Annotated in this window: 6 protein-coding genes, 21 tRNA genes and 3 rRNA genes; 3 read left to right on the top strand and 27 right to left on the bottom strand. The window is 46.8% G+C overall.

Features of this window, described 5'->3' with window-relative positions:
* Nucleotides 1–5 precede the first annotated feature (5 nt).
* From menH to JVX94_RS00140, 3 genes are read right to left on the bottom strand one after another with little or no spacing between them, the layout of a single operon-like run.
* Entirely contained in the window at nt 6–833 is an 828-nt protein-coding gene (gene menH, locus JVX94_RS00150; protein WP_205184184.1) for a 2-succinyl-6-hydroxy-2,4-cyclohexadiene-1-carboxylate synthase, read from the bottom strand.
* Nucleotides 815–2,560, bottom strand: a complete 1,746-nt coding sequence (gene menD / locus JVX94_RS00145) for a 2-succinyl-5-enolpyruvyl-6-hydroxy-3-cyclohexene-1-carboxylic-acid synthase (protein WP_205184182.1) — start codon at nt 2,558–2,560, stop codon at nt 815–817. Before menD ends, menH begins: the two co-directional genes overlap by 19 nt.
* Nucleotides 2,553–3,971: an isochorismate synthase gene (locus JVX94_RS00140; RefSeq protein ID WP_205184180.1), complete on the bottom strand. Its 1,419-nt coding sequence runs from the start codon at nt 3,969–3,971 to the stop codon at nt 2,553–2,555. Before JVX94_RS00140 ends, menD begins: the two co-directional genes overlap by 8 nt.
* 381 nt (nt 3,972–4,352) lie before the next feature.
* Between JVX94_RS00140 and JVX94_RS00135 the strand changes: the two genes are divergently transcribed.
* The 3 genes from JVX94_RS00135 (at nt 4,353) to JVX94_RS00125 (ending at nt 6,708) form a co-directional block, all read left to right on the top strand.
* Nucleotides 4,353–5,291: a 1,4-dihydroxy-2-naphthoate polyprenyltransferase gene (locus tag JVX94_RS00135; protein ID WP_203128761.1), complete on the top strand. Its 939-nt coding sequence runs from the start codon at nt 4,353–4,355 to the stop codon at nt 5,289–5,291.
* A 119-nt stretch (nt 5,292–5,410) separates the two neighbouring features.
* The gene (locus tag JVX94_RS00130; RefSeq protein ID WP_205184178.1) at nt 5,411–6,145 is read left to right on the top strand and encodes a TraR/DksA C4-type zinc finger protein; all 735 of its coding nucleotides are present in this window, start codon (nt 5,411–5,413) and stop codon (nt 6,143–6,145) included.
* An 86-nt stretch (nt 6,146–6,231) separates the two neighbouring features.
* Nucleotides 6,232–6,708 carry a TspO/MBR family protein gene (locus JVX94_RS00125; protein ID WP_205184176.1) on the top strand — a complete coding sequence of 159 codons (477 nt, stop codon included), beginning with the start codon at nt 6,232–6,234 and terminating at the stop codon, nt 6,706–6,708.
* Nucleotides 6,709–6,785: 77 nt separating this feature from the next.
* Here the strand turns inward: JVX94_RS00125 and JVX94_RS00120 are convergent.
* The 24 genes from JVX94_RS00120 to JVX94_RS00005 form a co-directional block, all read right to left on the bottom strand.
* Nucleotides 6,786–6,857, bottom strand: a tRNA-Glu gene (locus JVX94_RS00120).
* A gap of 7 nt (nt 6,858–6,864) precedes the next feature.
* A tRNA-Ser gene (locus JVX94_RS00115) sits at nt 6,865–6,955 on the bottom strand.
* 3 nt (nt 6,956–6,958) lie between these two features.
* A tRNA-Asn gene (locus JVX94_RS00110) sits at nt 6,959–7,033 on the bottom strand.
* A gap of 6 nt (nt 7,034–7,039) precedes the next feature.
* Nucleotides 7,040–7,116 (bottom strand) — tRNA-Ile (locus tag JVX94_RS00105).
* Nucleotides 7,117–7,133: 17 nt separating this feature from the next.
* Nucleotides 7,134–7,207 (bottom strand) — tRNA-Gly (locus JVX94_RS00100).
* Nucleotides 7,208–7,218: 11 nt separating this feature from the next.
* Nucleotides 7,219–7,294: transfer RNA gene (locus JVX94_RS00095), tRNA-His, on the bottom strand.
* A 27-nt stretch (nt 7,295–7,321) separates the two neighbouring features.
* Nucleotides 7,322–7,394: transfer RNA gene (locus JVX94_RS00090), tRNA-Phe, on the bottom strand.
* Between the two features lie 18 nt (nt 7,395–7,412).
* Nucleotides 7,413–7,489: transfer RNA gene (locus JVX94_RS00085), tRNA-Asp, on the bottom strand.
* 4 nt (nt 7,490–7,493) lie between these two features.
* A tRNA-Met gene (locus JVX94_RS00080) sits at nt 7,494–7,570 on the bottom strand.
* 22 nt (nt 7,571–7,592) lie between these two features.
* A tRNA-Ser gene (locus JVX94_RS00075) sits at nt 7,593–7,685 on the bottom strand.
* A gap of 7 nt (nt 7,686–7,692) precedes the next feature.
* Nucleotides 7,693–7,769: transfer RNA gene (locus JVX94_RS00070), tRNA-Ile, on the bottom strand.
* Between the two features lie 4 nt (nt 7,770–7,773).
* Nucleotides 7,774–7,847, bottom strand: a tRNA-Met gene (locus JVX94_RS00065).
* Nucleotides 7,848–7,872: 25 nt separating this feature from the next.
* Nucleotides 7,873–7,945 (bottom strand) — tRNA-Ala (locus JVX94_RS00060).
* 8 nt (nt 7,946–7,953) lie between these two features.
* Nucleotides 7,954–8,030: transfer RNA gene (locus tag JVX94_RS00055), tRNA-Pro, on the bottom strand.
* A 7-nt stretch (nt 8,031–8,037) separates the two neighbouring features.
* Nucleotides 8,038–8,114, bottom strand: a tRNA-Arg gene (locus tag JVX94_RS00050).
* 10 nt (nt 8,115–8,124) lie between these two features.
* Nucleotides 8,125–8,210: transfer RNA gene (locus tag JVX94_RS00045), tRNA-Leu, on the bottom strand.
* A gap of 12 nt (nt 8,211–8,222) precedes the next feature.
* A tRNA-Gly gene (locus JVX94_RS00040) sits at nt 8,223–8,294 on the bottom strand.
* Nucleotides 8,295–8,324: 30 nt separating this feature from the next.
* Nucleotides 8,325–8,407, bottom strand: a tRNA-Leu gene (locus tag JVX94_RS00035).
* 8 nt (nt 8,408–8,415) lie between these two features.
* Nucleotides 8,416–8,491: transfer RNA gene (locus JVX94_RS00030), tRNA-Lys, on the bottom strand.
* 37 nt (nt 8,492–8,528) lie between these two features.
* Nucleotides 8,529–8,604 (bottom strand) — tRNA-Thr (locus JVX94_RS00025).
* 33 nt (nt 8,605–8,637) lie between these two features.
* A tRNA-Val gene (locus JVX94_RS00020) sits at nt 8,638–8,713 on the bottom strand.
* A gap of 607 nt (nt 8,714–9,320) precedes the next feature.
* Nucleotides 9,321–9,436, bottom strand: a 5S ribosomal RNA gene (gene rrf / locus JVX94_RS00015).
* Between the two features lie 61 nt (nt 9,437–9,497).
* Nucleotides 9,498–12,428: ribosomal RNA gene (locus JVX94_RS00010) — 23S ribosomal RNA — on the bottom strand.
* Nucleotides 12,429–12,609: 181 nt separating this feature from the next.
* A 16S ribosomal RNA gene (locus JVX94_RS00005) occupies nt 12,610–14,158 on the bottom strand.
* Together the 16S, 23S and 5S rRNA genes form the textbook arrangement of a ribosomal RNA operon.
* Nucleotides 14,159–14,324: the final 166 nt, after the last annotated feature.

The raw sequence follows: 14,324 nt of genomic DNA, 5'->3' as shown, positions 1-14,324 counted from the left end.
CTCCTCTAATCTTGCGCTAAAATAAACTCACTTACTATTTTACCAAAAAAATGTGGTTGTTCCACATGAACTGTATGCCCAGCATGTTCAGCCAATATAAATTGACTTCCTTTCAGCTCTTGCTGCATACGTTTCCCGATATGGCAGAACTTTTCATCAAGCGTTCCGCAAATGAACAATACAGGCAAATGAATATGCTTTAATGCCTTCCAAACAGACGGCTGTGAACCTGTACCAATTCCTTCTAAGCTGCGAGCCAGCCCAAGAGGATTGGCCTTCAGTCTTCCCTCTCTCAGCTCAGTCTGCCTTTCGGCTGATAAAGTTTTCTGCGAAGCAAACAAAGGAATGCTTTCCCAAAAATCCACAAACTTCACTAAGCCCTCATGTCTGATTTTTTGAGCGAGCTGATGATCATGCTTCAGTCTTGCCATCCGCTCTTTAAAAGTGCGTAGCCCTGGAGACGTACTCTCAAGGATCAATTTATTGACACGATCTGGGTAACGAGCAGCAAATGATAAAGCAATACGTCCTCCCATAGAATATCCGAGAATATTCACTTTGTGAAGCTTTAATTGGTTTAAAATCTCTGCAAGATCTGCCAGCTGCTGAGACATTGCATATCTTCTCACACTTTCTGGCGAGTCCGTACGCCCATGTCCAAGCAAGCTGACCTGAATCAGTCTTGTATTCTCCAAATAAGCATTCAAGAACGTCCAAGACGCTGCACTTCCAGTGAAGCCGTGTAAGCATAGTGTGGCATTTGCTGCCGAAGGGTTCTGGTCCACCACTTCGTACGCTACCCCATCACGCATTCTTATAATGAGAGAAGGCATTCTTTTTTCACTTCTTCCAATATGTCATCCATCATTTGACGATGCTTGTCTACACGGGAATGACGATCAGTTTCAATTTCAATTAAATGAAGTCCAGGTTCATCGATATGTGCCATATACACATCATGTAACTCTTGTTTCGTTGCCGGTTTCGAATAGGTTCCCCCATATAACTTCGATGCATACTCAAAATTCAGTCCTGTCGGCGTACCGAAGAGCTTCTCATAATACGGTTCATCAGATGCCTGCGGAAGGAAAGAAAAGATACCTCCCCCATCATTGTTTATCAAAACAACTGTCAGCGGTATGTCCATCAGTTTAGCTGCAAGCAGACCGTTCATATCATGGTAAAATGATAAATCTCCAATGACTAAAGTAACTGGCTGCTTTACAGCTGCATATGTGCCAAGTGCTGTGGATACAACGCCGTCAATGCCATTTGCTCCGCGATTCGCCATCATTCGAAAAGGTTTGGACTGAGTTTCAAAAAATGTATCAACATCACGAATTGGCATACTATTTCCGATAAAAAGGACACTCTCCTTTGGCAAGAGGTGCTGAAGCTGACGGTACACATTCCCCTCGAAGGACAAATCCTCATCTGAATAGCGGGCTGCATGCGTTCTAAATGAAGAATTAGCATTCTGCCAGCGGTTTAAGAAACTTGTCTCCTCACGTTTTTCTGCTTGATTTAATGCCGCTTCTACAAAAGCAGAGACAGTACTTTCAATGACGTATGAAGCACTTAACCCAGGATCACGGAAGCCTCCGGCAGCATCTACAACAATCTGCTTCACTTCCGCATGTTTTTCCAGCCACTTGAATAAGGGCTTAGACACAGGCATCGGGCCAAAACGAATGATCATATCCGGCAATAGATGCTGCTGCAATGCTTCATCTTTCAATAAAGAATCATAAGCGTCGATAATTAGCTCTTTATTCTCATGCCCGTTGCGCAAAAGAGAAAGCGGGTCAGCTAAAATAGGTAAATGCAGGGCTTTTGAAAGGCGTAAAACCGCCTCTTTTTCTTCCTGTGTATGGAGTTCACCAGCCACAATCATTCCCTTTTTGGATTGGTTCAAGGCGGTCACGATTTCAGACATCACTCGATCATTTGGGAAAGCCTGACCTGATGCTAATACCTTTTTCGTGTCTATTTCTTCTCGCGCGAAAGGATCAATAGACAGATCAGGAAGCAATGGTTCTCTCAGAGGCACATTGACCTGAACAGGCCCCTTTGGCTCCTGCATCGACATGTGATTTGCTCTCGCAGCTGCCGTCTGAACATAACGAAGCATCATTTGACTTTCCTCTGGCAACGCTAAGTCTGTGAACCATTTAACAAACTTACCGAATAAGAATTGCTGATCAATCGCTTGAGGTGCCCCAACTTCTCTCAATTCGTGCGGCCGATCAGCAGTTAAAACAATAAGAGGTACACGAGAATAATGCGCCTCTACAATGGCTGGGTAAAAGTTAGCAGCTGCTGTACCTGATGTACAAATAAGCAGCACTGGCGATTGACTTGCTTTTGCAAGACCAAGCGCATAAAAAGCAGCAGACCGTTCGTCCACTAAAACATGGACATGGATGTCTTGATGAGCAAGAGCCAGCATCGCAAGCGGAGTTGAACGAGAACCAGGACAGACAACTGCCTCTTTCACACCACCTTGGACGAATTCATCCATCAATCTGCCTATATATGTTGTCATGATGTGATTATTCAATAGGATGACCTCCAAGAGCAGACAGCATTGGTCTTAACTTCACTTGTGTTTCCTCATACTCCTGCTTTGCAAGGGAATCCTCTACAATTCCGCAGCCAGCAAACAAACGAACACGGTCTTCCTCAATGAGACCTGACCGAATGGCTACAGCAAATTCTCCATTATCCTGAGAATCAATCCAGCCTACCGGCGCTGCATACCAGCCGCGCTTAAGCGGTTCGAGTTCACGAATCACTTCAACCGCCTTTTCCTTCGGATATCCGCCTAATGCCGGCGTCGGATGAAGCTGCTCAATTAATGAAAAGAGGGAACAGCTGCTTTTGATTTCTCCCACAATCGGTGTAAACAAATGCTGAATGTTTTTTGTTTTATAAAGACTTGGTTGATTTGGTTTATGCACATGAAGGCAATTCGCTTTAAATGCTTGTTCAATCATATTGACGACAATTTGATGTTCAATCAAATTCTTCTCATCATGCAGCAGTTCCTCGCCTAATGCGTGATCCTCCGCTTCATCTTTTCCGCGAACAATGGAACCTGCTAAACAGGATGAAAAGACCTCTCCGCCGCTTTTTTTCACTAAGCGTTCAGGCGTTGCTCCGACAAATGCTTGTCTTCCTTGTTCAACCGCAAATACATAACTCGTTGTTTGATGCTTTAATAATTCTGCTAATAGTGGAGCAAGTTCAATTTGATTTTTATAGTGAAGCAAGACTTCTCTTGCTAAAACAACCTTTTCATATTCGTTTGCACGAATGTGGTCTGTCGCTTCTTGGATCGCCTTCATCCATTCCTTCACATCGAGCTCTTCCATATGAACAAGTTCAGCTTGTCCACCAGTCCGTACTGGCAATGTCTCGAAACGAGAGGCCTTTTGTTCTAATTCTTGAATAAGCTGATGAACATTCCCGTCCACCTGCTTCCACTCATTGATCGTAAGAAAACTGCCTTCTTTTGAGACAGTCAACATGATCGATGGCACAAAAAAATGAGCCTCGCCAAATGCTTTCCAATGACGCGCCTTCTCTTCATACGGATCAAACGAGAATCCTCCAAATAAAAGCGGACCAACAGCCGCTTGCTTTAACTCCTTCTCATCATGAAAATGGAACATGTGCTGCTTTAGCTGTTCCCATTCTTGATGGACTATATCGAATCGTTCCTTGGCTTGCTCAGATGATTTAATGACGGCCGCTCTGCCAAGTCCAGAAAATATCATTTGGCTTTCTGGATCAGACCAAAAAAACCGCTCGCCTAAAAAATCCGCTTCACCGCTTTGGAAAAAGGCAAGAGGATCCAGATCGTCAACTCTTCTGGAGTAGCTTATCAAAACAGCATGGTTGACGTTATTCGCTTCTTCTAATGTCGCAAGCGCTTCCTGCCGGAAAGTACTTTGCACTGTTGTCACCATGATACATTCCTCCAAAATCCATGAAATAACATAAAAAAATAAAACCATAATGAAAAAATACATGAACATTCGAATATGTCGAATGACCTGCTTTTCTATTATAAACCTTAACAGATGAACTTAGTAAAGAAAACAGCTTTTAAAACCTCGAATCCTTATTATATCACGCTTTCAAGATTTTTTCGCTCCTGCTTATTGAAACGAGAACATCTAAGGTAAAATGGCAGAACCTGTTCTAAAATCAAGCTTTCCTTCGATATGGCAACGATTAGCAAACATCTTTTTCCCGTTTCATCGCATCAATATATTGACACCTTTTTGAACTTTGCTAAACTGGAATTTGGACGTGTACGTATTTTTTTATTTAAAGGAGTATATTTTATGCAGCATCAATCAGTATCAGATCAGCTTTCACCAATTAAGCCTGATAAAAACTGGCGAATTTGGTGGAATTTACTACGACCGCATACACTAACAGCGGCATTTATTCCCGTTACTTTAGGAACTGTTTTAGCACTTCCAAGTGGTCAAATACATGTTGGGCTATTTTTAGCCATGCTGTTTGCATCTATGTTTATCCAAATCGCAACAAACATGTTTAATGAGTACTTTGATTATGTTCGCGGGTTGGACAACGAGAAATCTGTCGGCATCGGCGGAGCCATTGTAAGAAACGGTGTGAAGCCAAAGACAGTCCTCAGCCTCGCTTATGCACTATTTGCGCTTTCTTTATTACTTGGGGTATATATTTGCATGATGTCTAGCTGGTGGATTGCACTAATAGGACTTATTTGTATGGCAGCAGGGTATTTCTATACTGGCGGCCCTGTACCAATTGCATACACACCGTTTGGAGAACTTGTTTCAGGTGCTTTTATGGGATTAGGAATCATCCTGATTAGTTTCTATATCCAAACAGGCACACTGACGTCTAAAGCTGTTCTCGTCTCACTACCAATTTCTATTTTAGTTGGTGCCATCTTACTGTCGAACAATATCCGTGATTTAGACGGGGATAAGGAAAATGGACGAAGAACACTTGCCATTCTTGCTGGACGTAAAGCTGCAGTGAACATTTTACTTTCCATGTTTTTGGTATCATATGTACTCATTTTTGTTTATATCTTCACAGATATCGTCGGTGCTTGGAGTCTTCTAGTTTTACTCAGTGTGCCAAAAGCCTATACAGCCATTAAAGAGTTTAAACAAAAAGAAAAACCGATTGAATTAATGAATGCCATGAAATCTACAGCTCAAACCAATACATTTTTTGGTTTTCTGCTGACGATCGCTTTAATCTTACAATACTATATCGCTTAACTAAGAACGCCTGCAGCCGCAGGCGTTTTTTTTAATAAGGAATTGCTTCAAATTGGAACTAGTCTTACATATAAAATTGCTCATACTAACAATAAGTTTGATATGAAAGGATGATCGCTTTGTTGTCTAAAGACGAATTACATCATTTGAAACAGCGCCTTCTCGACGAAAAGAAAGAACTAGAAGCCAAAAGCCATGACGATGAACAGAAAGTATCCTTTCCTTACGATTCGGTCGGTGAATTGTCTGCCTATGATAACCACCCGGGTGATCAAGGGACAGAGCTATTCGAGCGTGGGAAAGATAATGCTTTAAACAGTTTGGAACATGAACATATGTTAGACATCAATGAAGCACTTCAAGCCATTGCAGACGGCTCTTACGGTCTGTGCAAGGTCTGTAAAGCCCCTATTCCAAAGGAACGCTTAGAAGCCTTGCCCACTGCCGTCACATGCACAGAGCATTCAAAAGAACAGACCGTTTCACAAAACCGTCCAATTGAAGAGGATTTATTAAGTCCGCCAGCGGGACAATTTGAAAATGAAGAAAGTGCTGCGTACGATGGAGAGGATGCCTACCAAGACGTAGAACGCTATGGAAACTCTGATACCCCGTCTGATATGGAATTCCCTCCTCTGACATACGATGATGTGTATACACAATCAGAAGATGAAGATTATGTGGAGGACTACGAAGGATTCGCAGCTGCTGATATTGAAGGAAAAGCCAGCAAGGTGTATCCGAACAAAGCACACGAGGCCTATGAAGATGCATTAGACGAAGAAGGTGTCATGACGGTATTTGGTGACTTGAAACCGTACGAGGAAGAACCTTATACAGAAGAAAATCATTAGTCCCCTCATATTGGGGGCTTTATGTTTATATCATGTAATTATTGGGAAATCACTTTAAGAGTGAATTTGATTGGAGGAGATTCTTGATGGCTAGAAAAAGTATCATTTGGGCGATTGTCGTCTTCTTGATTACATACGCACTATTCTCTATTGCCGGATTCTTATTCCCCATTGACAGAGAATGGTATGACGCATTGATTAAACCAGAATGGACGCCTGGTGGCGGGGTGATTGGTGCTGTATGGGCTGTCTTATTTGCGCTCATCTCATTGTCCGCAGCGATCATTTATGGAAAGTATGGATTTCAAAAAATTACTTTACCATTTTGGATTCTTTTCCTTTTAAATTATGTATTCAATCAAGCCTTTAGCTTTTTTCAATTTACACAAAAGGATTTGTTTGTGGCTACGATCGACTGCCTGCTCGTCGCACTGACAGCACTCGCACTTGTCATCGTATCACGTAAACTAAGCAAAGTTGTTCCAATTTTACTGATTCCTTATGTCTTATGGGGCTTCTTTGCGACATACTTGTCTTATACGATCTATTCCATGAATATGTAAAAAAAGACCGCCATGATAGCGGTCTTTTGTTTTGAAGAAAATAAAAAAGAGATCTTTGACAAGATCTCTTTTAAAAATGACCCGTACGGGATTCGAACCCGTGTTACCGCCGTGAAAGGGCGGTGTCTTAACCGCTTGACCAACGGGCCAGAACAATGGCGGAGAAGGAGGGATTTGAACCCTCGCGCCGCTTGCGCGACCTACACCCTTAGCAGGGGCGCCTCTTCAGCCACTTGAGTACTTCTCCATTTGGCTCCGCAGGTAGGACTCGAACCTACGACCGATCGGTTAACAGCCGATAGCTCTACCACTGAGCTACTGCGGAAGATCATGGTGGGCCTGAGTGGACTCGAACCACCGACCTCACGCTTATCAGGCGTGCGCTCTAACCAGCTGAGCTACAGGCCCATGAACAGATATACAAATGGAGCGGGTGATGGGAATCGAACCCACGACATCAGCTTGGAAGGCTGAGGTTTTACCACTAAACTACACCCGCAAAAATATGTATGGGGCGATTGATGGGAATCGAACCCACGAGTGCCAGAGCCACAATCTGGTGCGTTAACCACTTCGCCACAACCGCCATACTATGAATATTTTTTTATAAAAGTGGCTCGGGACGGAATCGAACCGCCGACACACGGATTTTCAGTCCGTTGCTCTACCAACTGAGCTACCGAGCCAAGTATTCTTTTGAAAAATGGCGGTCCGGACGGGACTCGAACCCGCGACCTCCTGCGTGACAGGCAGGCATTCTAACCAACTGAACTACCGGACCATTTTGGTTGCGGGGGCAGGATTTGAACCTGCGACCTTCGGGTTATGAGCCCGACGAGCTACCGAACTGCTCCACCCCGCGATGATAAGGGTTTTAAAAAATATGGCGGAGGAAGAGGGATTCGAACCCCCGCGGGCTTTGACACCCCTGTCGGTTTTCAAGACCGATCCCTTCAGCCGGACTTGGGTATTCCTCCGTATAGATGGTGGACCTTGTAGGACTCGAACCTACGACCGGACGGTTATGAGCCGTCTGCTCTAACCAACTGAGCTAAAGGTCCTTTATAGCGGCGGAGGGGATCGAACCCCCGACCTCACGGGTATGAACCGTACGCTCTAGCCAGCTGAGCTACACCGCCATGATCATAATAAACTTTTATAAAGTGGAGCCTAGCGGGATCGAACCGCTGACCTCCTGCGTGCAAGGCAGGCGCTCTCCCAGCTGAGCTAAGGCCCCATAAAAGATGGTCGGGAAGACAGGATTCGAACCTGCGACCCCTTGGTCCCAAACCAAGTGCTCTACCAAGCTGAGCTACTTCCCGATCTTAATGGCGCGCCCGAGAGGAGTCGAACCCCTAACCTTTTGATCCGTAGTCAAACGCTCTATCCAATTGAGCTACGGGCGCTTATTTATAATGCCGAGGGCCGGACTTGAACCGGCACGGTAGTCACCTACCGCAGGATTTTAAGTCCTGTGTGTCTGCCAATTCCACCACCCCGGCGTGGATGGTATAAGCGGAAGACGGGATTCGAACCCGCGACCCCCACCTTGGCAAGGTGGTGTTCTACCACTGAACTACTTCCGCATTACAGGATTTCTTTATTTTATTTGGCAATGCGGGTGAAGGGACTTGAACCCCCACGTCATAAAGACACTAGATCCTAAGTCTAGCGCGTCTGCCAATTCCGCCACACCCGCATGAAACATGGTGAGCCATGAAGGACTCGAACCTTCGACCCTCTGATTAAAAGTCAGATGCTCTACCAACTGAGCTAATGGCTCGCTTTTAAAGCGACTTGTCTATCTTACCATATGAAAGTGGTGCCGGCAAGAGGACTTGAACCCCCAACCTACTGATTACAAGTCAGTTGCTCTACCAGTTGAGCTACACCGGCTTTATCTATCCTAACATTATGTAAGAATAAATATGGTGGAGGATGACGGGCTCGAACCGCCGACCCTCTGCTTGTAAGGCAGATGCTCTCCCAGCTGAGCTAATCCTCCACTATGTAGGAATCTCTCGATCCGACAAAGATTATTATATACAGGTTTTAATCATTTGTAAAGGCTATATTAAAAAAATTTTATTTCAATTTTCATTGCCTATTTCTTTTAACAAATGATCGCCATATCACCTATTCATACAGCTGCTTTTTCTACGTTCAGCAGCTGAACTCTCTTCTCTATATTCTCTTTAAAAACGTTCAATTCCTTCAGAAATATTAGCAGTCTCTCATTTTTATACTTTAATGATATAGGTATCTCTTTAGATGTAAAGAATTTATAGAAATCGAATAGGCTTACACCTCTTCGATTTAAATTAAAGATATATGGAGTGCCCCTATATAAGCTCATACTCTGTCTCTCTATTATTTTTTATTGATAAGGTTTTATGCGATTGGCGCTTTTTCTCTTAATGCCCAGTGTTTCACACGCTGCTTTTAGACATGAGATGATGTGCCGAACTGCTGTCTCAATACATTAGCGATAATTACGTCATGATTAAACGCTACTTGGAGATTGCAGAAGAGAAGTTCCCAGCTTACATCATAATGCTGTTAGAAGAAAAAACAAAAAAGACCAGTTCCAAATGGAACTGATCCTTATAGAAGCTTGGCGGCGTCCTACTCTCACAGGGGGAAACCCCCAACTACCATCGGCGCTGAAGAGCTTAACTTCCGTGTTCGGTATGGGAACGGGTGTGACCTCTTCGCTATCGCCACCAAACCTGATGGAGAGAATGTTCTCTCAAAACTAGATAACAATGTTCATGCTTCACATTAGAATATAGGTTAAGTCCTCGATCTATTAGTATCTGTCAGCTCCACGTGTCACCACGCTTCCACCTCAGACCTATCAACCTGATCATCTTTCAGGGATCTTACTTCCTTGCGGAATGGGAAATCTCATCTTGAGGGGGGCTTCATGCTTAGATGCTTTCAGCACTTATCCCGTCCGCACATAGCTACCCAGCGATGCCCTTGGCAGAACAACTGGTACACCAGCGGTGCGTCCATCCCGGTCCTCTCGTACTAAGGACAGCTCCTCTCAAATTTCCTGCGCCCGCGACGGATAGGGACCGAACTGTCTCACGACGTTCTGAACCCAGCTCGCGTACCGCTTTAATGGGCGAACAGCCCAACCCTTGGGACCGACTACAGCCCCAGGATGCGATGAGCCGACATCGAGGTGCCAAACCTCCCCGTCGATGTGGACTCTTGGGGGAGATAAGCCTGTTATCCCCGGGGTAGCTTTTATCCGTTGAGCGATGGCCCTTCCATGCGGAACCACCGGATCACTAAGCCCGACTTTCGTCCCTGCTCGACTTGTAGGTCTCGCAGTCAAGCTCCCTTGTGCCTTTACACTCTGCGAATGATTTCCAACCATTCTGAGGGAACCTTTGGGCGCCTCCGTTACATTTTAGGAGGCGACCGCCCCAGTCAAACTGCCCACCTGACACTGTCTCCCTGCCCGATAAGGGCAGCGGGTTAGAAGGTCAATACAGCCAGGGTAGTATCCCACCGATGCCTCCACCGAAGCTAGCGCTCCGGTTTCCAAGGCTCCTACCTATCCTGTACAAGCTGTACCAACATTCAATATCAGGCTGCAGTAAAGCTCCACGGGGTCTTTCCGTCCTGTCGCGGGTAACCTGCATCTTCACAGGTACTATAATTTCACCGAGTCTCTCGTTGAGACAGTGCCCAGATCGTTGCGCCTTTCGTGCGGGTCGGAACTTACCCGACAAGGAATTTCGCTACCTTAGGACCGTTATAGTTACGGCCGCCGTTTACTGGGGCTTCAATTCGCACCTTCGCTTACGCTAAGCGCTCCTCTTAACCTTCCAGCACCGGGCAGGCGTCAGCCCCTATACTTCGCCTTACGGCTTCGCAGAGACCTGTGTTTTTGCTAAACAGTCGCCTGGGCCTATTCACTGCGGCTTCTCGGGGCTTTAACACCCTAAGAAGCACCCCTTCTCCCGAAGTTACGGGGTCATTTTGCCGAGTTCCTTAACGAGAGTTCTCTCGATCACCTTAGGATTCTCTCCTCGCCTACCTGTGTCGGTTTGCGGTACGGGCACCTCTCACCTCGCTAGAGGCTTTTCTTGGCAGTGTGGAATCAGGAACTTCGCTACTAAATTTCGCTCGCCATCACAGCTCAGCCTTTACGGGAAACGGATTTGCCTATTTCCCAGCCTAACTGCTTGGACGCGGATATCCAATACCGCGCTTACCCTATCCTCCTGCGTCCCCCCATTGCTCAAATGGTGAGGAGGTGGTACAGGAATATCAACCTGTTGTCCATCGCCTACGCCTTTCGGCCTCGGCTTAGGTCCCGACTAACCCTGAGCGGACGAGCCTTCCTCAGGAAACCTTAGGCATTCGGTGGACGGGATTCTCACCCGTCTTTCGCTACTCATACCGGCATTCTCACTTCTAAGCGCTCCACCAGTCCTTCCGGTCTGGCTTCACAGCCCTTAGAACGCTCTCCTACCACTGTTCGTAAGAACAGTCCGCAGCTTCGGTGATACGTTTAGCCCCGGTACATTTTCGGCGCAGAGTCACTCGACCAGTGAGCTATTACGCACTCTTTAAATGGTGGCTGCTTCTAAGCCAACATCCTGGTTGTCTAAGCAACTCCACATCCTTTTCCACTTAACGTATACTTTGGGACCTTAGCTGGCGGTCTGGGCTGTTTCCCTTTCGACTACGGATCTTATCACTCGCAGTCTGACTCCCAAGGATAAGTCATCGGCATTCGGAGTTTGACTGAATTCGGTAACCCGGTAGGGGCCCCTAGTCCAATCAGTGCTCTACCTCCGAGACTCTTACCTTGAGGCTAGCCCTAAAGCTATTTCGGAGAGAACCAGCTATCTCCAGGTTCGATTGGCATTTCACCCCTACCCACACCTCATCCCCGCACTTTTCAACGTGCGTGGGTTCGGGCCTCCATTCAGTGTTACCTGAACTTCACCCTGGACATGGGTAGATCACCTGGTTTCGGGTCTACGACCACGTACTCATGCGCCCTATTCAGACTCGCTTTCGCTGCGGCTCCGCATCTTCTGCTTAACCTTGCACGGGATCGTAACTCGCCGGTTCATTCTACAAAAGGCACGCCATCACCCGTTAACGGGCTCTGACTACTTGTAGGCACACGGTTTCAGGATCTATTTCACTCCCCTTCCGGGGTGCTTTTCACCTTTCCCTCACGGTACTGGTTCACTATCGGTCACTAGGGAGTATTTAGCCTTGGGAGATGGTCCTCCCGGATTCCGACGGAATTTCACGTGTTCCGCCGTACTCAGGATCCACTCTGGAGAGAATAATATTTCAGTTACAGGGCTGTTACCTTCTTTGGCGGGCCTTTCCAGACCTCTTCGCTTATATCATTCCTTTGTAACTCCGTATAGAGTGTCCTACAACCCCAAGAGGCAAGCCTCTTGGTTTGGGCTGTTCCCGTTTCGCTCGCCGCTACTCAGGGAATCGCATTTGCTTTCTCTTCCTCCGGGTACTTAGATGTTTCAGTTCCCCGGGTATGCCTTCTCATACTCTATGTATTCAAGTATGGATACTACTCCATTACGAGCAGTGGGTTTCCCCATTCGGAAATCTCCGGATCAAAGCTTGCTTACAGCTCCCCGAAGCATATCGGTGTTCGTCCCGTCCTTCATCGGCTCCTAGTGCCAAGGCATCCACCGTGCGCCCTTTCTAACTTAACCATTTCTTACTTTAGAAAGAATCACTATGTGTGATGAACTTTGCATTGCATTCAATGTGAATGTATTACTTATTGTTATCTAGTTTTCAAAGAACAATCCTGTCTCGCTAGAGACATGTTTGAAGGAATGATCCTTCAAAACTAAACAAGACGAAAACGTACGCTGCTCCATATATCCTTAGAAAGGAGGTGATCCAGCCGCACCTTCCGATACGGCTACCTTGTTACGACTTCACCCCAATCATCTGCCCCACCTTCGGCGGCTGGCTCCATAAAGGTTACCTCACCGACTTCGGGTGTTGCAAACTCTCGTGGTGTGACGGGCGGTGTGTACAAGGCCCGGGAACGTATTCACCGCGGCATGCTGATCCGCGATTACTAGCGATTCCAGCTTCACGCAGTCGAGTTGCAGACTGCGATCCGAACTGAGAACAGATTTATGGGATTGGCTAAACCTTGCGGTCTTGCAGCCCTTTGTTCTGTCCATTGTAGCACGTGTGTAGCCCAGGTCATAAGGGGCATGATGATTTGACGTCATCCCCACCTTCCTCCGGTTTGTCACCGGCAGTCACCTTAGAGTGCCCAACTGAATGCTGGCAACTAAGATCAAGGGTTGCGCTCGTTGCGGGACTTAACCCAACATCTCACGACACGAGCTGACGACAACCATGCACCACCTGTCACTCTGTCCCCGAAGGGAAAGCCCTATCTCTAGGGTTGTCAGAGGATGTCAAGACCTGGTAAGGTTCTTCGCGTTGCTTCGAATTAAACCACATGCTCCACCGCTTGTGCGGGCCCCCGTCAATTCCTTTGAGTTTCAGTCTTGCGACCGTACTCCCCAGGCGGAGTGCTTAATGCGTTAGCTGCAGCACTAAGGGGCGGAAACCCCCTAACACTTAGCACTCATCGTTTACGGCGTGGACTACCAGGGTATCTAATCCTGTTCGCTCCCCACGCTTTCGCTCCTCAGCGTCAGTTACAGACCAGAGAGTCGCCTTCGCCACTGGTGTTCCTCCACATCTCTACGCATTTCACCGCTACACGTGGAATTCCACTCTCCTCTTCTGCACTCAAGTTTCCCAGTTTCCAATGACCCTCCCCGGTTGAGCCGGGGGCTTTCACATCAGACTTAAGAAACCGCCTGCGAGCCCTTTACGCCCAATAATTCCGGACAACGCTTGCCACCTACGTATTACCGCGGCTGCTGGCACGTAGTTAGCCGTGGCTTTCTGGTTAGGTACCGTCAAGGTGCGAGCAGTTACTCTCGCACTTGTTCTTCCCTAACAACAGAGCTTTACGATCCGAAAACCTTCATCACTCACGCGGCGTTGCTCCGTCAGACTTTCGTCCATTGCGGAAGATTCCCTACTGCTGCCTCCCGTAGGAGTCTGGGCCGTGTCTCAGTCCCAGTGTGGCCGATCACCCTCTCAGGTCGGCTACGCATCGTCGCCTTGGTGAGCCATTACCCCACCAACTAGCTAATGCGCCGCGGGTCCATCTGTAAGTGACAGCCGAAACCGTCTTTCATCCTTGAACCATGCGGTTCAAGGAACTATCCGGTATTAGCTCCGGTTTCCCGGAGTTATCCCAGTCTTACAGGCAGGTTACCCACGTGTTACTCACCCGTCCGCCGCTAACATCAGGGAGCAAGCTCCCTTCTGTCCGCTCGACTTGCATGTATTAGGCACGCCGCCAGCGTTCGTCCTGAGCCAGGATCAAACTCTCCGAGGTATGCAGGATGCATATCACACATGCGTTGCTACACGATGTAGCGAACTTAGCATGTGATCATTTCCTGCCTCGCCAGTTTGACTGACTACCTATGAAGTATCATAGGATTTTTTTATAAAAACTCGAATTAACAGGTACGTTTTGTCTTGTTTAGTTTTCAAAGATC

Origin of the sequence: Bacillus sp. PDNC022, from assembly GCF_016919285.1 — a bacterium.
Classification (GTDB): Bacteria; Bacillota; Bacilli; order Bacillales; family Bacillaceae; genus Bacillus; species Bacillus safensis.
This window is presented reverse-complemented; position numbering and strand designations above follow the sequence as displayed.